Annotated in this window: 20 protein-coding genes; 9 read left to right on the forward strand and 11 right to left on the reverse strand. The window is 43.7% G+C overall.

Features of this window, described 5'->3' with window-relative positions:
* The first annotated feature begins 3 nt into the window (after positions 1-3).
* A complete protein-coding gene (locus tag NIAKO_RS08420) occupies positions 4-1,233 on the forward strand; it encodes a 6-bladed beta-propeller (RefSeq protein WP_133055386.1) in 1,230 nt (409 codons plus the stop codon).
* A gap of 2 nt (positions 1,234-1,235) precedes the next feature.
* Positions 1,236-4,034, forward strand: a complete 2,799-nt coding sequence (locus NIAKO_RS08425; RefSeq protein ID WP_014217988.1) for a carboxypeptidase regulatory-like domain-containing protein — start codon at positions 1,236-1,238, stop codon at positions 4,032-4,034.
* A gap of 22 nt (positions 4,035-4,056) precedes the next feature.
* On the opposite strand, the gene NIAKO_RS08430 is transcribed toward NIAKO_RS08425, so the two are convergent.
* Positions 4,057-4,848, reverse strand: a complete 792-nt coding sequence (locus NIAKO_RS08430; RefSeq protein ID WP_014217989.1) for an HAD family hydrolase — start codon at positions 4,846-4,848, stop codon at positions 4,057-4,059.
* 111 nt (positions 4,849-4,959) lie between these two features.
* Between NIAKO_RS08430 and NIAKO_RS08435 the strand changes: the two genes are divergently transcribed.
* Entirely contained in the window at positions 4,960-5,994 is a 1,035-nt protein-coding gene (locus NIAKO_RS08435; protein WP_014217990.1) for an SDR family oxidoreductase, read from the forward strand.
* Between the two features lie 85 nt (positions 5,995-6,079).
* Here NIAKO_RS08435 and NIAKO_RS08440 read toward each other — a convergent pair whose 3' ends face one another.
* A complete protein-coding gene (locus NIAKO_RS08440; protein WP_041346518.1) occupies positions 6,080-6,313 on the reverse strand; it encodes an aldehyde dehydrogenase family protein in 234 nt (77 codons plus the stop codon).
* A gap of 114 nt (positions 6,314-6,427) precedes the next feature.
* Between NIAKO_RS08440 and NIAKO_RS08445 the strand changes: the two genes are divergently transcribed.
* The gene (locus tag NIAKO_RS08445) at positions 6,428-6,790 is read left to right on the forward strand and encodes a DUF2200 domain-containing protein (protein WP_014217991.1); all 363 of its coding nucleotides are present in this window, start codon (positions 6,428-6,430) and stop codon (positions 6,788-6,790) included.
* Here NIAKO_RS08445 and NIAKO_RS36525 read toward each other — a convergent pair.
* Complete coding sequence (locus NIAKO_RS36525) at positions 6,779-7,426, reverse strand: phosphatase PAP2 family protein (protein WP_014217992.1); 648 nt, start codon at positions 7,424-7,426, stop codon at positions 6,779-6,781. The genes NIAKO_RS08445 and NIAKO_RS36525 overlap by 12 nt on opposite strands.
* Positions 7,427-7,500: 74 nt before the next feature.
* Between NIAKO_RS36525 and NIAKO_RS08455 the strand changes: the two genes are divergently transcribed.
* Positions 7,501-8,172, forward strand: a complete 672-nt coding sequence (locus tag NIAKO_RS08455) for an XAC2610-related protein (protein WP_014217993.1) — start codon at positions 7,501-7,503, stop codon at positions 8,170-8,172.
* Here NIAKO_RS08455 and NIAKO_RS08460 read toward each other — a convergent pair.
* On the reverse strand, positions 8,155-8,922 hold the full coding sequence (locus tag NIAKO_RS08460; RefSeq protein WP_014217994.1) for a DUF72 domain-containing protein: 768 nt from the start codon (positions 8,920-8,922) through the stop codon (positions 8,155-8,157). The two genes, NIAKO_RS08455 and NIAKO_RS08460, sit on opposite strands and share 18 nt — an antisense overlap.
* A 104-nt stretch (positions 8,923-9,026) precedes the next feature.
* Here NIAKO_RS08460 and NIAKO_RS08465 point away from each other — a divergent pair, with 104 nt between their 5' ends.
* A complete protein-coding gene (locus NIAKO_RS08465; RefSeq protein WP_014217995.1) occupies positions 9,027-9,623 on the forward strand; it encodes a TMEM175 family protein in 597 nt (198 codons plus the stop codon).
* 2 nt (positions 9,624-9,625) lie between these two features.
* Here the strand turns inward: NIAKO_RS08465 and NIAKO_RS08470 are convergent, their stop codons facing one another.
* Together NIAKO_RS08470 and NIAKO_RS08475 are read right to left on the reverse strand one after the other, a co-directional pair.
* Positions 9,626-11,083 (reverse strand): serine hydrolase domain-containing protein, encoded by a 1,458-nt coding sequence (locus NIAKO_RS08470; RefSeq protein WP_014217996.1) that lies wholly within the window; start codon positions 11,081-11,083, stop codon positions 9,626-9,628.
* A gap of 33 nt (positions 11,084-11,116) precedes the next feature.
* Positions 11,117-11,956: an AraC family transcriptional regulator gene (locus NIAKO_RS08475; RefSeq protein ID WP_014217997.1), complete on the reverse strand. Its 840-nt coding sequence runs from the start codon at positions 11,954-11,956 to the stop codon at positions 11,117-11,119.
* An 86-nt stretch (positions 11,957-12,042) separates the two neighbouring features.
* Between NIAKO_RS08475 and NIAKO_RS08480 the strand changes: the two genes are divergently transcribed.
* From NIAKO_RS08480 to NIAKO_RS08490, 3 genes are all read left to right on the forward strand, one after another.
* Positions 12,043-12,558, forward strand: coding sequence for a lipocalin-like domain-containing protein (locus tag NIAKO_RS08480; RefSeq protein WP_014217998.1), 516 nt, complete (start codon positions 12,043-12,045; stop codon positions 12,556-12,558).
* 221 nt (positions 12,559-12,779) lie between these two features.
* Positions 12,780-13,751, forward strand: a complete 972-nt coding sequence (locus NIAKO_RS08485) for an aldo/keto reductase (RefSeq protein WP_014217999.1) — start codon at positions 12,780-12,782, stop codon at positions 13,749-13,751.
* Between the two features lie 93 nt (positions 13,752-13,844).
* On the forward strand, positions 13,845-14,594 hold the full coding sequence (locus NIAKO_RS08490; RefSeq protein WP_244883959.1) for a helix-turn-helix domain-containing protein: 750 nt from the start codon (positions 13,845-13,847) through the stop codon (positions 14,592-14,594).
* A gap of 20 nt (positions 14,595-14,614) precedes the next feature.
* Here NIAKO_RS08490 and NIAKO_RS08495 read toward each other — a convergent pair whose 3' ends face one another.
* From NIAKO_RS08495 to NIAKO_RS08515, 5 genes are all read right to left on the reverse strand, one after another.
* Positions 14,615-15,517: a helix-turn-helix domain-containing protein gene (locus NIAKO_RS08495; protein WP_014218001.1), complete on the reverse strand. Its 903-nt coding sequence runs from the start codon at positions 15,515-15,517 to the stop codon at positions 14,615-14,617.
* Positions 15,518-15,576: 59 nt separating this feature from the next.
* Positions 15,577-16,419 carry an SDR family NAD(P)-dependent oxidoreductase gene (locus NIAKO_RS08500; protein WP_014218002.1) on the reverse strand — a complete coding sequence of 281 codons (843 nt, stop codon included), beginning with the start codon at positions 16,417-16,419 and terminating at the stop codon, positions 15,577-15,579.
* 94 nt (positions 16,420-16,513) lie between these two features.
* Positions 16,514-17,497 carry a radical SAM protein gene (locus tag NIAKO_RS08505; protein WP_165761335.1) on the reverse strand — a complete coding sequence of 328 codons (984 nt, stop codon included), beginning with the start codon at positions 17,495-17,497 and terminating at the stop codon, positions 16,514-16,516.
* Positions 17,498-17,571: 74 nt separating this feature from the next.
* A complete protein-coding gene (locus NIAKO_RS08510) occupies positions 17,572-17,913 on the reverse strand; it encodes a hypothetical protein (protein ID WP_014218004.1) in 342 nt (113 codons plus the stop codon).
* A gap of 77 nt (positions 17,914-17,990) precedes the next feature.
* The gene (locus NIAKO_RS08515) at positions 17,991-19,838 is read right to left on the reverse strand and encodes a transthyretin-like family protein (RefSeq protein WP_014218005.1); all 1,848 of its coding nucleotides are present in this window, start codon (positions 19,836-19,838) and stop codon (positions 17,991-17,993) included.
* Between the last annotated feature and the right edge of the window lie 224 nt (positions 19,839-20,062).

Raw genomic sequence — 20,062 nt, forward strand, 5'->3', positions numbered from 1 at the left:
TGCTTGCGTTCCCTTATCTTGATAGGATGCTGCCTTTTCATTTCTTCACTTGCCCACTCCCAATTACAAAAGATCTATCTCCATCCCAAATCCGCCGGCAGCGAAAAGCAATCAAAATTTGTAGACTCTATTCGATTTATCCCATTGGAAATTAAAGCGGGAATTGAATTGACAAATTATAATAACGTCGAAGTAACGGCCAATTACTTCATGATAAGAGATTATGCTAACCTGATAATTTTGCTGTATGCAAAGGATGGGCGGTTTATTAAAAAAATAAATTATAAGAAATTGGGGATGTATTTTTACCCGTCTTATGATGAGCATAATGAGCAGCTCGTTTTCTTTGGAAATAATAAAAATTACGTGCTTACTCCCCGTGACAAGATAAAAGTAAAACTGGATTGGAGTAATCCGCATAATAAAAAGTATTACAAAAAGTATACAGTCGATTTAAATGATACCTCGTTTGCCATTAAAAGGGCTATTCCCCAGCAAAGCGACATTTTATATGCCAACTATTTGTATGATGATCTTTATGACGTAAGGGGGATCAGTACAAGCGACCTGTATAAAGACAGCCTGGATTATGAGTATAAAATTTACAAAGGAAACCAGTTAGTAAAAGGCTTTTTCCCTTATAACCGGATCAATGAAACGAAGTACTTATTTAAAGAGGAAAATGTAAGTGTTATCAGTACGGATACCCCTTATGTCCACTTTTTAACCCGCCCGTATTGCGACACCATTTACAAAATGGTTAAAGATAGTTTATTGCCCTATTGCCAGGTAGTATTGCCTTTGGAAAACAGTTTGCCTGCTTCGTTTTTTACAATGCCTTTTAAAAATAAAACGGAGCGGGAAAATTTTGAGCGTAATAATGGGTGGATGCTTCGCCAGATACATTCAGTCTTTGAAACGCCGCAGTTCATTTATCTTTTAATAGGCTATCTCAGTAACTGGGACACTTACGTCTATCAAAAACAAACCAATACTACTTTCAAGGTTAAAAACATTAAACCGGATAGCAGCCAGTATAATTTGAAGTTGCTGAGTGAATGGGGTGTTACCCGAAAGAAAAACAACTTCTATTCCACACAAAAAGCCGGCGACATAATTTCATTCTTTGAAAAAAATAAGAACGTACCGGTTCCAAAAGAACTGGAAAGTTTTATAAGGAGCAATCCCCCGGCTACTACACCTGTAATTGTTGAATTCAAACTCAAAAGCTAACCGTGAAGAAGATCTTCTTTACCTGTTTTTTATTCTCCCTGTCTGCGTTTGTATTTTGCCAAACCGGTAAAATAACAGGTTCGGTTATAGACGCTGAAACCAAAACGCCGCTGGAACTGGCTACCATAACCGTGTTGGGCCCCGATTCTGCGGTGGTGGCTTATAAATTATCCGACAAAGACGGACTGTTTACCATTGATAAATTGCCCCTGAAGAAAAAGTTATTGGTAAGCATAACCTATACGGGATATGCCAGCTACAGTAAAGCGCTTCTGCAGAATACAGCCACTACAGATACGCTTCATGTATTATTGTCGCTGAACAGCAAGGATACGGTAGTGGTAACCGCGGCAGTTCCCATCAGGATGAATGGCGATACCCTGGAGATAAATCCTGCCGCATTTAAGATGAAGAACGACGCAGTTGTGGAAGAATTATTGAACCAGGTTAGTGGCATTACCATCTGGTCTGATGGTACCATTACCGTCAATGGAAAAAAAGTACAAAACCTGCTGGTGGATGGAAAGCCGTTCATGGGCGCCACAGATCCCCGGGTTGCTACCCAAAATCTTCCCAAAACTGCCATTGATAAAATTCAGCTTTACCAGGAATACGACCGGAGTAAGATCGGTCAGCCGAAACAGCAACAGGATTCCATACTCACCATGAACCTTAAACTAAAGGAAAGCAGCAAGAAAGGATACTTTGGTAAAGCAGGGGCGGGCTATGGCACCCAGGACCGGTATGAATCGGACCTTTCTTTTCAGATGTATAATAAACGAAGCAGCTTTGGCCTGGGAGGCGGGATAAATAATATAAACAAGAACATCGGCAACCTGCAGGAAATGTTTCAGAACAATACCTACAGAAACAATAACCCCAATTTAAATAATGTGGGCAGGTTTGGCACCAATGGCATCAATAAGAACCATTCCATTGGCGGAGTGCTGGTGCATAATTTTATTGAATCTTCAAACAGCCGGCAAAATGACCGGCTTACCCTCGATTACAATAAATCAGGGACCAACGCCTTTATTAGCGATAAAAATTTTCAGAACAGAACGGCGCTCGATTACCCGCAGTTTATCCGGAATGAAGGTGTACAATATAACCTGCAGAACAAGAACGATATTGGCATCAAATATTTAAAGACCAGCAGTTACAACGATAACCTGGATCTGTATGGTCTTGTAAATACCAACAATGAGAACGGCCATTCCAACCGTTCGGAAGAAGTGAGGGATTCTGCCGGCCAATTGCAAAGTACTAACCATACTAATACAGTGAACAGGCAGCAATCGGATAACGAATCGCTGAGCGTAAATTTCAGCAAAACCAATGATGATAAACCGGTACAAAGCTTTAATTCCCATTTTAACGCCACCCGTAGCAATTCGGTATCGGACAAAGACGTGATCAGTGCATTTGAGTCTGTTACCGATATGAGTAAAAATGCTTACAACAACCGGCATTACTCCACCAGCAATCAAAAACTGACCTTAAACGGAACCCTTGAGTATAATGGCTTTAAAAGATTCCTGTTAAGAAGATACGACCTGTTTGGCGTAACCCTCAGTCCCGGCCTGTGGTTCAATTATACCCGGCAAACAGACAACACGGTTGTAACCGATTATGACACTACTGCCAAGCTGCATAATCTAAATGCCAGTCTTTCCAATTACAATAAAAGGGAGGTGATCGAGTATAGTCCTTATCTGAACCTGTCGAAGTACATTTACAAATGGAATGGCAGCCGGTTCAGCAATATGGGCATCCAGTTCAAATTGCTGGATGATCTTAAAACGGATAAGAACACTTCTTCGTTTGCAAACAGAAACCTGAACCGCTCCTTTCAGTTTTTACGGTATGAGGGAAATTTATATTATTCCCTGACCAATAGGGATAAATACCGGTATTACTACTCCCTCTTTTACTCCAAATCCATGGAATACCCTTCTATTGATAAGTTATATACCATTGTTGATGATATCAATGCGTATGAGATCAGGATGGGGAATCCGAACCTGCGAAACAGTAGCAATCATTCCGTTAATTTAAGTGGTAATTTTAACACGGAAAACAGGAATTCTTTGTATTCGATAAACGGCGGTGTCAATGGTAGGTATTACCTGTCGTTACATCCGGTCACAGACAGTACCATCAATGATTCTTCCGGTAAAAGGATCTATTATTATACAAATGCAGACAGGTCGAGCAATATGAACCTGAGTTATAATTTCAATATCTCAAGGAGGATAAATAAAAATAATCTGCAGCTCATGTACAATGGGTCTTATACGGCGGGTAATCAGCCCAACTATATCGACGGAGTGAGTAACATTAGCAAAACCGGCAATCTGAGCAATCAGTTTACGCTGCAGTTCTCGTTGAATTCAATCCTTGTTTTAACTGCGGGGCAAACCTTTCAGAGTTATAAAAGCAAACCAACTGCGCTGGGACTGAGTTCATTTAAAAATAACAGCAGTACAACAAAATTCTGGGTCACGGTGAATTATCCGGCCGGACTTACCTTTAGCAGTACAATAGACCGGATTGCCAACTCAAATGTAGAAAAGCCAATTTTTCTCTGGAACGCATTTGCTTCGTACCGGTTTATGAAGCAACAGGGCGAGCTGAAATTTTCCGCAATGGACCTGCTGAAAAAATATCAGAACATCAGCAACAGTGTTAACGAGTATGGCACCAGCACCAGGATCACGAATGGCCTGCAGCAATACTTTTTGCTCACGTTCTCTTATTACCCCCGCAAGTTTGGCAAAACGGAGATCAAAAGGGAATAGACAATTGGCAATGAAATGTAAACTAATCAGTAAAACACAATGATTCTATTACGTCCAGGATGCCTGCGTTATTGTTATCTTTTTCAGTAACATAGTTGGCGACCTCCTTAAGTTTGGGGTTGGCATTTTTCATGGCATAGCTGTAAGTGGCCGTTTTCATCATTTCATAATCATTCATAAAGTCGCCGAAAACCAGGGTTTCGTCGGGGCTGATGTTGTGTAACGATTGTAAGATCTGCACGGCCTCACCCTTGTTCACATCGGGCCGCATAATGTCGAGCCATTTGGCGCCGCCTACCGCGATCTTTAACCTGTTTTCAAAAGATTTATACCGGGGATAGCTGTTTTGTTCAGAACCGGCATAATCATACACGGTCATCTTCAAAATGTCTGCGTCTATTTTTGTAAGATCGTCTACAAATTTGAAATTACTGTGATAGGCGTAAACCGCATTCATTAATGCCTCATCTGAATTTTCCAGGAACCAGTGATCTCTTCCGCAAAGTATTGGCCAGGCGTTGTCAACAGTACGCGCAGCCAGTACCAGCGCTTCTATTTCCTGCTTCGGCAGCGATTTGGAAAGCAGTTCCTTTTCATTGTAAATAATAAGGCTTCCATTATCTGAAATGGCATACAGCTGGTTCACGATCGACTGAAATTTGTCAGTGATGCTGAAATGAGGTCTGCCGGTAGCGATTCCCAACTTTATTCCCTTTTCAAATAAGCGGTCGGCAATTTTCCAAAAACGGTCAGGTACTTCATGATTATCAGTGAGGAGGGTACCATCAAGGTCAGTAACAATAAGTTTTATCACGGTATTGCGGATGTTTTCTGTGGCAATATACGCGACTTTACAGCAAAGTAAAAAGGACTTTTCAACAAAGCCCGGGGAGTGAATCCGGGATAATTTTGTATAAAATATTATATGGAAAATACAAAAGGCCCGGAGACGGTGCTGGTCACCGGCGGTTCCGGTTTCATTGCAAGCTATTGTATTATAGAATTATTAAAGAAAGGGTATAGGGTAAAAGCGACCCTGCGTTCATTGAACCGAGTAGCAGATGTAAAACAAATGTTGTCAGTGGGCGGCATTCGTGATTTTGAAAACCTGTCGTTCGTGCAGGTGGATCTGTCGCAGGAGAATGGGTGGATGGAAGCAGCAAAAGGCTGTACGTATGTTATCCATCCGGCTTCACCCACGCCGAATGTAGCAGCCAAGCACGAAGATGAATTTATTATCCCGGCAGTAAATGGCGTTTTGTTCGTACTGCGGGCTGCAAAAGCAGCCGGCGTAAAGCGGGTAGTGCTAACATCTGCCTTTGGCGCAATAGGAATGGGTACTGATAAAAAGTCGCCCTATACCGAAGAAGACTGGAGCGACCTTACACAGGATATGCCACCTTACCAAAAGTCTAAAACGCTGTCGGAAAAAGCGGCCTGGGAGTATATTGCGGGCGAGGGCAAAGGGTTGGAACTGGCTGTGGTGAATCCCGTGGGCGTATTGGGGCCGGTACTGGGGTCTGATTATTCGCATTCCATACAAACCATTCACCAGATGCTGAAAGGGGCTCTGAAGGGCGTTCCCAGGATCCGGTTTGTGTATGTTGATGTACGCGATGTGGCCGACCTGCACGTAAAGGCCATGATAAACCCGGCGGCAAATGGACAGCGTTTTCTGGCTACATCAGGAAACGCTGTCACCGTGTTGGATATTGCCAACATGTTACGTGCCGGCCTGGGGGCCAACGCAAACAAAGTGCCGGCAAAAGAATTGCCAAACTGGCTCATCCGCGCCATCGCCCTGTTTAATCCAAAGGTAAGATTGGTTGTTCCACATTTAGGAATGGTGAAGGAAGCCAGCCATAAGAAGGCAAGCCTGTTACTGGGCTGGCAACCACGTAGTATAGCCGAAGCCGTTTTAGCTACCGGCCAAAGCCTGATTGACCTGGGATTGGTATAATCTTCTGAACTGGGATTTAGGCAATCTCCCATCCATCCCACGGATCTCATAAATCCCAGTTCAGACAGTTTAGCCGATAATTACTTTAGTTTCCAGCTGCTCTTCCATATTCGTCAATGGTTATTTCCTGCAGGTCTTCCAAACGCTCCATGATCGCATCATGCAGTTTTTGCAGGTATTCCATCCTTTGTTCTTTGGAGGTCCGGGAAAAGGCCGGTAATGCGTTTGCGGCATGTTCTATGGCAGCCACGATATCGCTTTCTTTCCCCATAACTACTTTGCCAATATGCTGGTTGTTGGCCGGATTGAATATATCCATGCTCCCGGCGCCGGGAGATCAGGTAGCTTTGTTTTAAAGCTCAAACCTTCTTTGTTAAAAAGCTCACGGGGAAATGTAGTTTCTGTTTAACTTTAACTCAAACCAACAAGCCATATGACCAATTCCAACACCCACAATGAGCGCATAGCGAAGATGACCTTCGCTTCGGTCTATCCATTGTACCTGGCAAAAGTGGAGAAGAAGGGGAGAACACAGGAGGAATTACAGCAGGTGATACAATGGTTAACGGGTTTCAATAACAGGCAGCAGCAGGAACTAATAAAGGAAAAAGTGAATTTTGAAACCTTCTTCCAACGGGCTACGTTAAATCCCAATGCCTCCCTTATCACCGGCGTGATCTGTGGTTACCGGGTAGAAGAAATTGAAGATGCCCTGACCCAACAGGTGAGGTATTTAGACAAACTGGTAGATGAGCTGGCAAAGGGCAGGAAGATGGAAAAGATCTTACGAGGTTAATTTTATACAAATAAGCGAAAACGTAAGCCAGCACAACGCCACCAGCATACTGCCTATTACATCTGAGGTAAAATGTACATGCAGGTAAATGCGGCTTAATCCCACCAGGCAGGCATATACAAGCAGCAACAGAACCGTGGCTGATTTTGCGAGATTTGACCACTCACTTTTCAGAATGAGATAAATTAACACCCCGCACAACGTGAAAGCGCCCAGGGTATGGCCGCTGGGAAAACTGTATCCTTTTGCCAATTGCAAATGCGGCAAATTGGGGCGTGCCCGCTGAAAGACCAGCTTTAAGACCCAGCCCAATAAAATTACCCCGGAGCCAATTATCAAAACATGTACAGCTTCGCGTTTGTAATTCTTTTTAAATAAAAAAAATATGATGACCAGGTAAATACAGCTGGTAAAAAAATTGGTGCCGCCAAACGTAATAAGCAATGCCCATTGGGTATGGAGCGGGGAAGTAAATCCCTGTACAAAATTCCATCCCTGGGTATCGAGCCATTCTCTTTTCTCCCCAATTACTTCCCAGGCCAGCCATAAAAACAACCCGCAGCTAATAACCAACAGCGCAACTAATGCCCAAAAATGGGTAGTCAATGATTTTTTGGAGTTATTGTTGATTTTCATCCTGCAACCTGTTTCTGCAAGCTATTAAAAATATGTGCCGGTTACTCGTTATATTTACTAAATATGTTACGCCCATGCGCTTCTACCTGTTGACCTTAATAATACTTGCGTCTTGTAAGAACGGCAATGATTCCAATCAAAAGACTGTCGTAGAAAGTCCTCAAATTGTACATTCACCCGATACTGCAAAAGTGGATACATTTAAAGGCAATTCGGAGACAACCGAAATAATTTGCGACACGGTCTATAAAAATAAAGGGTACAAAATAACACTGAGACGCTTCAATGAGGATAATCAAGACGAAACAGTTCCCAATTCACTATTCGTTTTCAGCAAACTGACAAATGGAAAATACCTTCCGGTTTACACTGATTCTATTTTTAATAGAGTGCAGGATGTACAATTTGCAGACTTTAATAATGATAAGGTAAGAGATATTTTAGTGCAGAATTTTTCAGATGTTAGAAGTAACTGGACTTACTTTTTGTATTTGGTTGACACGTTACATAACAAGCTGAAAAAAGTTAAAGGGTTTGAGGTAATTAAAAACCCTCATTATTTACCGCAGTACAATCTTATTGATAACTATGTTATGTCTGGCCATATTTGGACAGGTTTTTATAAAATCCAGGGCGATTCGGTCAAAGATTTTGAGATAGTGATCTATGACGAGCAAAAAGACGATGACAGTTATGAACGGGCTTATAAGAAAGCTCTTAAGTCAATATTAACTGCGAGGCATTAAAACCATACCATTCAGCGTCATTACATTTTTAATGGCATCGCCAATGGTATTATTGAAATAAACATATACATCTTTCCCTTCCTGCCGCCAGGTGCTGATTTGTTCGGCTTGCTGGTGCAGGTAATCATCAGAGTAACCACCCCGGTAATCACCTGCCGGTCCGTGAAAACGGAGGTATACAAATGAAGCCTTTTTATTAAGCTGCCAGTTTTGTGACTTTGGAATGTCATGTAAAACAATGCTGCAGGCGTACTCGTCGGCCAGTTCATATACTTCACCAATATACCAGGAGGGGTGCCTGAATTCGAGGGCCACCTTCCAGCCATGTTCAGGTACTATACCCTGTATAATGCCCAGCATGTCTTCTACCAGGTTAAACTTTTCTATGGTTAAAGAGGGAGGGAATTGTACCAGCAGACAACCTTTCTTTTTACCAGCCTGGTCTATCACTTCCATAAACCGCAACAGGTCATCCCGTTTGTACGCAAACCCTTTTATATGGGTAATTTCCTGCCAGAGTTTGAATGTAAACACAAAATCATCAGGCACACTTTCCGCCCATTTTTTAACGGTGGCAGCCTGCGGCACTTTATAAAATGAACTGTTTACTTCCAGGCTATTTAACAGCGAGCTGTAATAGGTGAGCCGGCTTTTATCCCTGAAATCAGGCGGAAAAGCCTGTTTATTGGGTACGGGTAATACAAGTCCGCTTGTGCCTGCTTTATACAATCCGGTTGGTGATTTCCCCATTCCTGTGCTTTACAACAGAATAAGCAAAAATACCGCCACCACCACTGCGGGTCATTTAACAAAACCACTTATTTTTACGAGTCCGAACACATTAAAGATCTATAATGAAAAAAACAAGATTAGAAGCTTTTAGCGATGGTGTGCTGGCAATCATTATTACTATTATGGTGCTGGAAATAAAAGTGCCCCATGGTGAACAGTTTTCCGATCTGAAAGAGTTGATACCCGTGTTTCTCAGTTATGCCTTAAGCTTTATTTATATTGGCATCTACTGGAACAACCATCATCATATGGTGTCTACGGTTCACCAGGTTACCGGCGGCATCTTATGGGCAAACCTGCACCTCCTGTTTTGGTTGTCGTTGATTCCCTTTGCAACCGGTTGGGTGGGGGAAAATCATTTTGGGGCTGCTCCCATGGCGCTGTATGGAGTGGTGCTTTTAATGGCGGGCATTGCCTATTATATTTTACAAAGCCTTATTATAAAAAATGAGGGCAAGGATTCCCTGCTGGCAAAGGCTATTGGTAAAGATATGAAAGGTAAAGTGTCGCCATTTCTGTATCTCGCCGCCATTGTTGTGTCCTGGGTAAACCCGGTTGTTTCAGGAATTATTTATTGCATTGCAGCGTTTATCTGGCTCATTCCCGATAAGCGCATTGAAAGGTCCATCAGGCAAAGCGGGAGGGACGTGGAGGAATAACGCTACATTTTCACTGCACGGATAGTTTGTTTAATGCCCTTTGATGCTTCCGTTAACTTTATTTCCATAGCGTCCTTTTCTTTGAAAGTAATGGAAAATTGATAGTTCTCGATCCTGCCCAGCCTGTTGTAATCAATAGAGAGGTTATCGTTTACCCATTTTCCTTTAAGGGCCATGGGCAGGCCGAAAGCAGGCTCCTTTGAGAATTGATATTGATTATTCATACCGATCGGATGTTCCTCTTTAGAACTGTCGGTAAAGCCAACTATCAGATAATAGCCGGTTTTCCTTTTTTCAAAACGCATGCTCCGCAGCCCCATCTCATTACTGACGAGCATAAATGTCTTGTTCAATTCGCTTGCCGGGAAAGCGGTTGGTGTTGTGGTGGAGGTGTCAGGTAAGGAAGCATTTTTAACCGCCTTTTGTAACAGGGCGTAGTTGTTTTCATTTTTATCATATTGCTCAATCGCCTGCAAAATAAAGTCATCCAGTTTGCCGCTGTCATATCCGCCGCCTCCATATGTGGCTATCACCAGGTTCCTGGTTTTGTAAATAAATATCCGTTGGCCACCTCTGCCAATGGCCTGCACCAGGTTTGGGTCTTCCGTAGTTAGCCACCAGCCATAGCCGTAAAATTCTGAGTTATTGATCTTATGCAATGGCTGTATTTTCTCCAACCATTGCTTTGAAATAAGTTGTTTTCCATTCCACGCCCCGCCATTCAAAACAAGACAACCAATTTTTGCAAAGTCGTAAATCGAAATGTGCAGATCGCCCCAGCCGTGATTCACTCCTTTATAATTGGCAAGCCAGTAGGATTCGCCAAAACCCAGCGGTTTAAAAAGATATTTTTGGGCGAATGCATGACAACTCATTTTGGTAGCCCGCTGCAGAATTTCTGCCAGCAAATAAAAATTGCCGCTGCAATATGAGAATTGCGCATCTGGGTTACTGGCAAATGGCAATGTCAGCATATACTTAACCCAGTCGGTGGTTTTTCTCATGTCTCCCAATTCTTTTTCCCCATCATTCCAGCTGCATTGAAACCCGGACGACATATTGAGCAGGTCCTTTATTCGCACGGTTTTCAACGTATCATTATTGAGCTGGTATTCAGGAAAGAAATGTACAATGGGTTCATTTTCGCTGGCGATATATTGCTTATCTATGGCTATGCCTATCAATAAGGAAGTAACGCTTTTAGTGTCCGATGCCAGGTCATGTGCGTAGGTATTTTTAAATGGGTAGAAAGATGCGTCAAGAACCAGCTGATTGTTTTTGATGACGAGAAGACTGTGAATATTGGTGCCATCCTGTTTAAGCTGGTTGATGGAATTGGCAAGCACCAACGAATTTAATCCCTGCGCTTCGGGAGATGATATTTTCCAGGGCATTTGAGCCCAAACGGAAGATACCTGAGCCAGGAATAAGGAGATGCACAAACTGTATTTGAAAAACATGTTGGCCGTATTTGATTAGTGTGTACTATTTTTTTAACTATTCGATTTTCTGAACTCCGTTGGGCTGATTCCCTTGTATTTTTTAAACGACCGGTTTAAATGGCTTTCGTCGGTAAAGTTAAATTCATACACAATCTCATTTATTCTCATATCGCTGTGAAGGAGCCTGGATTCTACCAGGCGCATTTTGTAGTTGGAAATGTATTGTTGCAAAGTTTCTCCGGTTTGCTTCTTGAAATAACGTCCTAAATAAGCCAGGGAAATACCGAAATGATTGCTTATTACTTCTGCCCGCAGCAGGCCGGGTTCAAAAACGTTTTCCTGGATGTAGTGCAGGATTTCCAGCACCGGTTCGCCGGTACTTTCTTTTATATTCTTAGGAAGCTTTAAAGCGATATTTCTTGCCACAATGGTGATAACCGTGTTCACTACCTGTTCAATTATCTTGTTGAAATAAATTTGCTGATTGGTATTCTCCCTTACAATGCTTTCAACCAGCGATGCAATAAATGGTTTGTCGGCCTTGTTTTTTAAAATACAACCCGGGCGATGGCTGGCATTTTGCAGGATATATTCCATGCGCTTTACCGCATCTTTATCCTTTGAAATAAATGTCTTTACGTAATATTCGCTGAAGCGAATAAAACAGAAGGTAGACGGGGTTGCTATCTCAAAAGAGTGGATGTCCTGCGGCGTAATAAGAAACAGGTTTCCCTTGCGGTAGTTAAATTTGAGTTTGTTTATATATTGTACACCGGTGCCCTCCACCACATAGATCAGTTCAAAGAAATTCCTGCTTCTTTTCGCTTGCGGATAATTGTGCAATTCTTTAAACTCCACTTCAAAAGGCACATATATGTTTGCTGCTTTCATTAAGAAAAGTTACAGAATTAGTGAAAAATTGTACAGAAAGGTAACTAATTAATCTGTATAATTTTGAACTGATAAAATAATAAAAAATGAAAAAAATTATCGCGCTGCTGTTTGTGCTGGGGGGCACTGTTATGTTATACGCACAGAAAAGAAACCCGGCAATAAATTCATTACAAAAACAATTAATTGGAACCTGGACATTGATAGCTGTTGATAATATTTATCCTGATAACAGCAGGGTGCATCCTTATGGCGAAGATCCCCAGGGCCTGCTGATGTTTGATGATAAAGGTAATTATGCCATTCAAATCCTGAAAGCGGTAAGGCCGAAAATTGAATCAGGTGATAAAAATAAATGCACCCAGGAAGAAAGCACCGCATTGGTTCAGGGCAGCAATTCACATTTTGGGAAATATGAAGTGAATGAAGAAAAAAGCACTATCACATTTATTATTGAGCATGCTTTTTATCCTAATTGGGAGGGTACCGAACAGGAACGCATGTATACCTACACAGGCAATGAATTAAAGTATGTGGTGACACATACAACGCAAGGCGGGCAAAAAGTGATTGCAGAAGTAGCCTGGCGAAGAATGAAATAATACATTAACTTTTAAAATGCTGGCAAAATGACTCGAATTTCATGGTTGCAAAAAATATTCAGGCGCATTAAAATTAATCCGCGGTTTTTACGGCAAACACTTGAAATAACCTTTTGGCGATAGGGTTGAGCTTCCCAGACAAGTAAATTGAGCCATAAGGGAAATCAGCTGCCCGCGATAAGCGCTGATCTTTGCATCTATAAAAGATAAATACAACAGGTATGACAACAATTGCAAAGATCAGGCTGGGGGCAAATGGCCCATTGGTTTCCAAACTCGGATTAGGCTGTATGCGCATGTCATCAGTTTGGGGTGGCCCCGTAAACGACGAAGGGGAAAGTATAGCCACCATCGGGATGGCGCTCGACAACGGCATCAATTTTTTGAATACAGGAGATTTTTACGGCAGTGGCCATAACGAACTGCTGGTAGGTAAAGCCATCAAAGGCAGACGCAACGACGCATTTATAAGCGTGAAATTTGGCGGAATAATTTACAATGGTCAGTTTGTTGGATTGGACCTTCGGCCAATAGCCATCAAAAACTTTATCAATTATTCGCTGGTGCGGCTGGGTATAGATACCATCGATTTGTATCAGCCGTGCCGGCTTGATAACAGCGTTCCGATGGAAGATGTGATCGGAACCGTGGCCGATCTCATCAAAGAAGGAAAGGTGCGCTACCTCGGGGTATCTGAGATAACCGCAGATCAACTGCGTAAAGCGCATAGTATACACCCTGTAACTGCGTTGGAAATAGGATATTCGCTGGCAGACCGGCAAATAGAAAGCGACCTGCTTCCGGCGGCTAAAGAACTGGGGATAGGCGTTGTAGCGTTTGCCAATACTGCCGAAGGGTTGCTTACCGGGGAAATGAAAGCACCGCTGCCGGCAAATTCCTATCATAATCACTTTTCGCGTTTCCAGGGCGAAAACCTGGTGAAGAACCTGGAGAAGGTGGAGGTGTTAAAGAAAATGGCTAAAGAAAAAGGGCTCAGCCCAACCCAACTGGCTATTGCCTGGGTGAACGCACAGGGTGAACACATTATGCCATTGGTAAGTATGAGCCGGAGATCGAGGCTGCCTGAAAATATGAGCGCTATGGAAGTCACCTTCACGGCTGAAGAGATGAACACCCTGAACACCCAATTTGCACCAGGGGCGATCGTGGGCGGCACCTATCTTCATCGTTAGTACTTCACAAAAACAATCTTTTTATACCTTTACGCAGTGACAAACCCAGTTGAAATATTGCCCGGAATGATCTTTTACGGTTATTTCTCCGAAATGCGAAAAGAGAAAGTTTGTTTTCTGGAGCACAATACCCTTGTGTTGCAGGTTTGCGGTCGGTTTACATTTGAAACCGCCAGCGAGAAGATCTCCATGAAAAGCGGTGAGATGTTGCTGATTGGCAAGAACCAGCTGGGGCAGATAACTAAAAACCCGTTGCCGCCCCAGGAGCATTATGAAACGATTGTTATTACCCTGCAGGAAGAGTTGCTCAGGCAAATTGCGCTGGAAGAGCAAATAATGACACCACATAAATATGCCGGGCCGCGCAATATTCATATTCCCGGAAACGAATTTCTGCAGGGCTTTTTTCAATCTATAATACCCTATGTGCGCAATCCCCAGAAAGAGATGCTGGCCACCATGGGTATTCTGAAAGTAAAGGAAGCAGTGAAACTGATTTTACACGTAATGCCAAAGCTCAGCGGGTTTTTGTTCGACTTTTCAGAGTCCTACAAGATCGACCTGGAAAAATTCATGCTTAGCAATTTTCATTATAATGTTCCGGTTGAAAAGTTTGCGCAGCTCACGGGCAGAAGCCTTGCCGGTTTTAAGCGTGACTTCAAAAAAACGTTTGGCACTTCACCCCGGCAATGGCTAACTGAAAGACGGTTGACAGAGGCGCGTCATCTTATTGAAAAAAAGAAGAAACCTTCTGCCATCTACCTCGATCTGGGGTTCGAAAGCCTTTCACATTTTTCGAATTCATTTAAAAAGAAATTCGGCAAAACGCCTTCCGAATGGTAAGGGGTGAGGCACGAACCTGCTTACCTCCTAAACTCTTTCGGAGTTGTATTATTGAAGCGTTTGAAAAAATGAATGAAATGCGCCAGTTCTTCAAATCCCAGGCACCACGAGATCTCTGAAATATTCCAGTTGGTATGCTTTAACAAGGCCCGGGCTTCCTGCGCCATGCGCTCAGCAATTACCTGCGAGGTTGTTTTGCCCATTATTGTTTTTACATTCCGGTTCAAATGGTTTACATGTACTGCCAGCTGGCCGGCAAATTCGGCTGGCGTTTTTAATTTTATTTGTTGGTTTATCGATTCAATAGGGAACTGTCTTTCCAGCAATTCAACAAAAATGGCCGTAGTTCGCATAGCCGCATTACCCCTGGTTTCCCTTTCTGCAGCCAAAGCGGCAGGTTGCATTTTCTGCGCCTTGTGTACGAGTTCATATACCAGGTTGCGCAGTACATCATATTTGAACTGGTAATCTGATTTTATTTCAGCCAGCATCTGTTTAAAGATTCCGGTCACCTCCTGAACAGTTGTTTCGTTTAACGTAAAAACCTTATCGCCTCCTGGTTTGAATACCGGATATTCTTTTATGTTACCGAAATGGCTAAAGAAGTCTTCCGTGAAAATGCAAAAAAATCCGCTTTGGTTATCATCCAGCGGTTCCCAGCTATAAGGGATCATCGGGTTACCGAATAACAAAGAATATTTCAGACAATCAACCGTTTTATCTGCGTAATGTATCCGGTTGTTTCCTATAAACAAGGTGATCTTATAAAAATCTTTCCGGTTATACGGGAGCGGTTTGGCATTCTTGCCCACGAACGGATCCAGCTCAAAGACATTGAAATGACCCAGCCCTTCTTTCAGCTCTGCAGGGACCCACTTGAATTTCGATTTGTAGAATTCTTCCAATGTCTGTGTTTTTTCCATATTGCAATGTAGCAAATATTAAAAAAAGTCCCACGGCTGTGCCGGGGACTTTCCATATCTCAATAATCAGTTGAAAAGGTAAGGTTTTTTAATTCGTTCAGCCACCTGTTCAACTCATCGATCTTTCCTTTAGCTCTGTTATACGCGTCGGAACCAAGGAAAAGCGTAGCCGGCGGTTCAGGCATTTCGGCCAGTTCAATTAAAGCCGTGGCTGCTTTATTGGGATCGCCGGCCTGCTCACCATGCATACCCCTGTATCTTTCGTGAGATTTACGTACCGAACTATAATCATCGATATTGTTTTTGGTAAACACCAGCGAATTGTCAGAAAGGAATTCAGTACGGAAAGCCCCGGGGGCTACTACGGTTGCATGAATATTCAGTTCTTTTAAATCCTTCGCCAATACTTCGGTCATCCCCGTTAACGCAAACTTTGTAGCTGCATACAGCGCCCAGCCGGTGGCGGGGGCAAAACCAGCTACGGAAGAAATGTTGATGATATGTCCACTCCTTTGTTTGCGTAAAAAAGGAAGGGCCGCCTGCATCACATAAACGGGCGCGAAAACATTTACGTCAAAACTTTGCTTCAATTCCTGTTCAGAAAATTCTTCGATGGTTCCACCCATGCCATAACCGGCATTGTTCACGATCACATCTAACCGACCAAAATGCTTCACCGTATCTGCTATTGCTTTTTTAACAGCAGGCGGATCGGTAAGGTCAACGCCAAGCGGCAAAAACTGATCGGATGCTGCCCCTGCAGATGAAATAAGCTGCTTCCTGCTCCGGGAGGTAGCTGCAACCAGGTATCCTGCTTCCAATAATGTTTTCGTTAATGCAAGGCCCAGTCCTTTCGACGCGCCGGTAACAAACCACACCTTTTTGTTTTCTTTATTATTCATGTTGCTTTTTTTATTGCAACAAAATTACAGGCTGGCCGGGCGTCTCCAGTTGCCGCTATCAAACCGAAAGTTGCGTGAATCAAACAACGGTCAATTATGCCGCATGTAAAGGAAACAACGTAAAACTTTGCCGGATCACCATTTCGCTCCAGTTAACGATTTCCTGTTCTTTATCATCCATAATGCTGTCGTAGGTAGTTTGAAACAGATCAATCACATAATTCATTTTTTCCTGCATAAACCGGTCGATCATGGAGGACAGCTTTTCGCCGGAATAAATATTGCCAATGGTGAAAAAAGGCGAACAGCCGTGGGCAATGGGCAGGATATCACCGTTTTCATTTATGATCAGTTCTTTAAAAATGCTGGAAAACCCGGTAATGGTCAATTGCGGCTTACAGTTTTCATGAAAAACAAAATTGGGATTGTTCCTGATATTGTTGCGATGCAACAGATCGAGCTGGATGAAAAGATCATTTTCAAAATACGTTTGTAAATAATAGTGCGAGATATAGATCTTATACAGGTTTGTTTGATTGAACAGCGACCCGCCCAGGGTATGTATTGCCCGGCCCGACATTTCCAATGGATGCAAATGCAGCAGGCTGGCCTTTTCATCAATGGCAAACCCGGCCAGCCACGACAATATTTTCCAGCTATCGGGCAATAGCGTATGAATAAAACCGTAAGACTTTATAGAATCCCGCAGAACGGCCACCCCTTCCCGCATTTTTTTAAAAGCACCAGTTTGGCACCGCATCTGATCGTGCTGCTCTTCCTTCCCGTCGATACTTACTGCCACCAGGTCAACATGCTTCAAAATATTTTTGGCGCGGCTTCCTTTTAACAGCATCCCATTGCTGGTTACCGAATTAAAATACCCGGCTGCTTTGGAAAACCGCACCAGCTCTTCGAGCTGCTGATACAAAAATGGTTCGCCACCCGACAGGCTGATAACATTATAGCCCACTTCTGCTGCCTGGCCTATAATATTGGCGAGGTCGTCAAAGGCCAGTTCCTTTTTTATTCCGGGGGCCGATGAGGAGTAGCAGTGCTTACATTGTAAGTTGCAATTCAAACTGGGATGAATTTGAATTATTTTGGAAACCCTGCCCGCAGGCAGGGTTTCACAGGTCTCATTATTTTGTGGCATCACAGTTTCGGTATTTGTTCTGTTATTTTTTCAATGGTCAGGTCTACCTGGAAGAAATCAGGGATAGGAATACCTTTTCTGAGCATGCGGATCTCTTTGATCAGTTTATTAGCGGCCAGTTCCTGGAGAGCGCCGGCTCCTGTAAGCGGGAGCTGCCCCTGTACCACGATCCTTTCAAAAGCCGGGATGCCATAGATCCACCAGTCTACAATACGCAAACCAGCTGCATATGATTTGGAAATGGTACCTGACACCTGCGACAGGTGATCTACGCTTAAATTGGCTGCCGAAAGATGGGAGAGGAGCTGCTTTTCTACTTCGGCAAACGTTGTTTTTTCCATATTTGTATGTTTTTAATTGCTTACTCTTTTATAAGGATTTTCAGCATTACTCCTTTGTAAAGCACAGCAGTCACTACTTACCGGCAAAAGAGAATTTCATTGTTCCGGCCCGGGTCGTTGTATTCTCCATCGGTAAGCCGGCGGCGGGTGGTTAAGGTGAGCCGGTATGCGCAGGAAGGCCAGTTTATTGGCGTAAAGGCCGGGTTTACTGTACCGGGGGTGGCAAAATCAATATTAAGATGACTGCCACGGGGGGCATTACCCGATGAACCGGGGGCAATAACCGAAATGCCGCCCGGCACCGCCGCCGAAGAAACACCCAGCTCCCATTCGGCCATCAATTCATGATCGGCTGTAAAGTGCACATTGGCATGTGTACTGATGGGATTGCAGCCGGTGCCGCCACCGGCAAACAATTCATCGAGCCTGAGCAGGCTTACTTCATTCCAGTTGTTTACATGAATAATACCTTCCTGCGCCTGTTCTCTGAAATGGGGCGATGCGGGGTTGGAAGGATCATCGGTTATTTGAAACGCGAAGAGAACTTTATGTCCGGCCTTTGGATTTACCGGCGCACTGCCTGGCGCATCACCTGCATCGGTAGCTATGCCACCCGGCACAATGGTATTGGTATTCACCCACAGCAGGGGACCATAAAAACCAGAGTCGAGGCCGCGCTGGTCTACCCGCACCCAACCGGCGGTGTCTAAACGAAGTACATGATCGGGGATAGGTAGCGGAAAATTATCTGGCGGAATGCTATCAGGAATAGAAGCAGCCTGCGCAGGATCGATCACTATGTCCTGAAAAGCTGTAGTGCCATTCCAGATAATTTGCCGTACACCTACCTTTAACCGGTAAGGATACATTTGTGTTTCGGTTACCGGGTTCCAGGCGCTGCCATCCAACGAAAACATAAACCGGTAGTACAGGGGCCTTGTTAAATCAGTTGGCACTTTTTTACTGGCATAGCCCACCAGTTTAACGGCGCCAAAAAAGCCAAATCCGACACCGCTTGCAAAGGAGCGGTTGTTGATGGTTAAGCCGTTTGCATCCATGTCTGATGAAATGTTGTAATTACCTACATGTGTAAACCAGGGCACGAGCACTTCTCCAGGATATTTTACGCAGAAGTCTACACAAAAGCAATTGTGCACATTGGTACGGTCTTGCCGGTGTCCGGTTTGCCGGTCTTCCTGCAAAAGCACCAGTCCGGAAGCCGATTCGATCCTGAAGTACAGATCAGGACCGGCCGGCCATTCAACATTCAGCCAGGAAAGCAATGTTTTTGAAAAATCGGCAGACGTGTATACGATCCTGAAATGCCCATACGCATCGGTATAGGTATCTCCTAACGGATCGTCCTGAAACAGGTCTACATCATACGCAAACACCCGTACGCCCGCAGCAGCAACGCCTGTTTCGCAATCTTTTATATTGCCACAGATCACCCAGCGGTCTATCAGTTTTAAAATGGAACACCACCATTTGGCGCTGAGGCAAAATTCCCAGCCGGCGAATTTTACCAGCTGCTCATTGGTTTGTTTTTCTCTCCATTGTGGTTGCAGGGTGGTGATGTGAAACTGGAACTCTTCTGTTTTTTTAGGTGGATGTGGTTTGCCCCAACCGGTGCCGCAAACGAAATCCACATCAAATGCTTCTCCGTTATAACCTTCTTTGTCACTTAAGTTAAACGTGAAATCGCCATTGGCATCGGCCGTGGTTTCGGCCAGTAACAGCTTGCTTTTTGCCTTTAACCCTTCGCTGTTTACCTGGTGAAAGGTTTCCTTGGCATTGGCAACGGCCAGCAGGGTGGCGTCTTCAACCCTGGTTATTTTGTACAGCCGTATTTTGATGTTGCTCAAAGGTTCTGAGCAATCACCGCATAAATACGCGCAAAGTTTTCCTTTGAAAATGTAGTTCATGGTAATTGACTGGTTTTGTTAGGTCATAAAGTTCATTTACCCGCCAGCGGCAAACAATCCGGGAAAGACTGTAATTGAGGGAGGGGAACCCTACCCCGGCGGCACCCCCTTTTTCTTCCCCCTGGTACCCGGAAAACCGGGTACCGGGCGTTTTTCCCCCTCCTATATACCCGGAAAGTGGGGGGTGAAATACTAAAAAATAGGTGCAGATTTGTAAGACCATT

The sequence above is a fragment of the Niastella koreensis GR20-10 genome, from assembly GCF_000246855.1.
Lineage (GTDB): Bacteria > Bacteroidota > Bacteroidia > Chitinophagales > Chitinophagaceae > Niastella > Niastella koreensis.

Excerpts from the sequence above, each read along its gene's own strand:
- NIAKO_RS08460 (WP_014217994.1), bottom strand. The coding sequence starts at position 8,922 with ATGGGGAAATCACCAACCGGATTGTATAAAGCAGGCACAAGCGGACTT.
- NIAKO_RS08435 (WP_014217990.1), top strand. The coding sequence starts at position 4,960 with ATGGAAAATACAAAAGGCCCGGAGACGGTGCTGGTCACCGGCGGTTCC.
- NIAKO_RS08445 (WP_014217991.1), top strand. The coding sequence starts at position 6,428 with ATGACCAATTCCAACACCCACAATGAGCGCATAGCGAAGATGACCTTC.
- NIAKO_RS08495 (WP_014218001.1), bottom strand. The coding sequence starts at position 15,517 with ATGGAAAAAACACAGACATTGGAAGAATTCTACAAATCGAAATTCAAG.
- NIAKO_RS08515 (WP_014218005.1), bottom strand. The coding sequence starts at position 19,838 with ATGAACTACATTTTCAAAGGAAAACTTTGCGCGTATTTATGCGGTGAT.
- NIAKO_RS08465 (WP_014217995.1), top strand. The coding sequence starts at position 9,027 with ATGAAAAAAACAAGATTAGAAGCTTTTAGCGATGGTGTGCTGGCAATC.
- NIAKO_RS08440 (WP_041346518.1), bottom strand. The coding sequence starts at position 6,313 with ATGGATATATTCAATCCGGCCAACAACCAGCATATTGGCAAAGTAGTT.
- NIAKO_RS08475 (WP_014217997.1), bottom strand. The coding sequence starts at position 11,956 with ATGAAAGCAGCAAACATATATGTGCCTTTTGAAGTGGAGTTTAAAGAA.
- NIAKO_RS08500 (WP_014218002.1), bottom strand. The coding sequence starts at position 16,419 with ATGAATAATAAAGAAAACAAAAAGGTGTGGTTTGTTACCGGCGCGTCG.
- NIAKO_RS08510 (WP_014218004.1), bottom strand. The coding sequence starts at position 17,913 with ATGGAAAAAACAACGTTTGCCGAAGTAGAAAAGCAGCTCCTCTCCCAT.
- NIAKO_RS08470 (WP_014217996.1), bottom strand. The coding sequence starts at position 11,083 with ATGTTTTTCAAATACAGTTTGTGCATCTCCTTATTCCTGGCTCAGGTA.
- NIAKO_RS08480 (WP_014217998.1), top strand. The coding sequence starts at position 12,043 with ATGAAAAAAATTATCGCGCTGCTGTTTGTGCTGGGGGGCACTGTTATG.
- NIAKO_RS08490 (WP_244883959.1), top strand. The coding sequence starts at position 13,845 with ATGCGAAAAGAGAAAGTTTGTTTTCTGGAGCACAATACCCTTGTGTTG.
- NIAKO_RS36525 (WP_014217992.1), bottom strand. The coding sequence starts at position 7,426 with ATGAAAATCAACAATAACTCCAAAAAATCATTGACTACCCATTTTTGG.
- NIAKO_RS08485 (WP_014217999.1), top strand. The coding sequence starts at position 12,780 with ATGACAACAATTGCAAAGATCAGGCTGGGGGCAAATGGCCCATTGGTT.
- NIAKO_RS08455 (WP_014217993.1), top strand. The coding sequence starts at position 7,501 with ATGCGCTTCTACCTGTTGACCTTAATAATACTTGCGTCTTGTAAGAAC.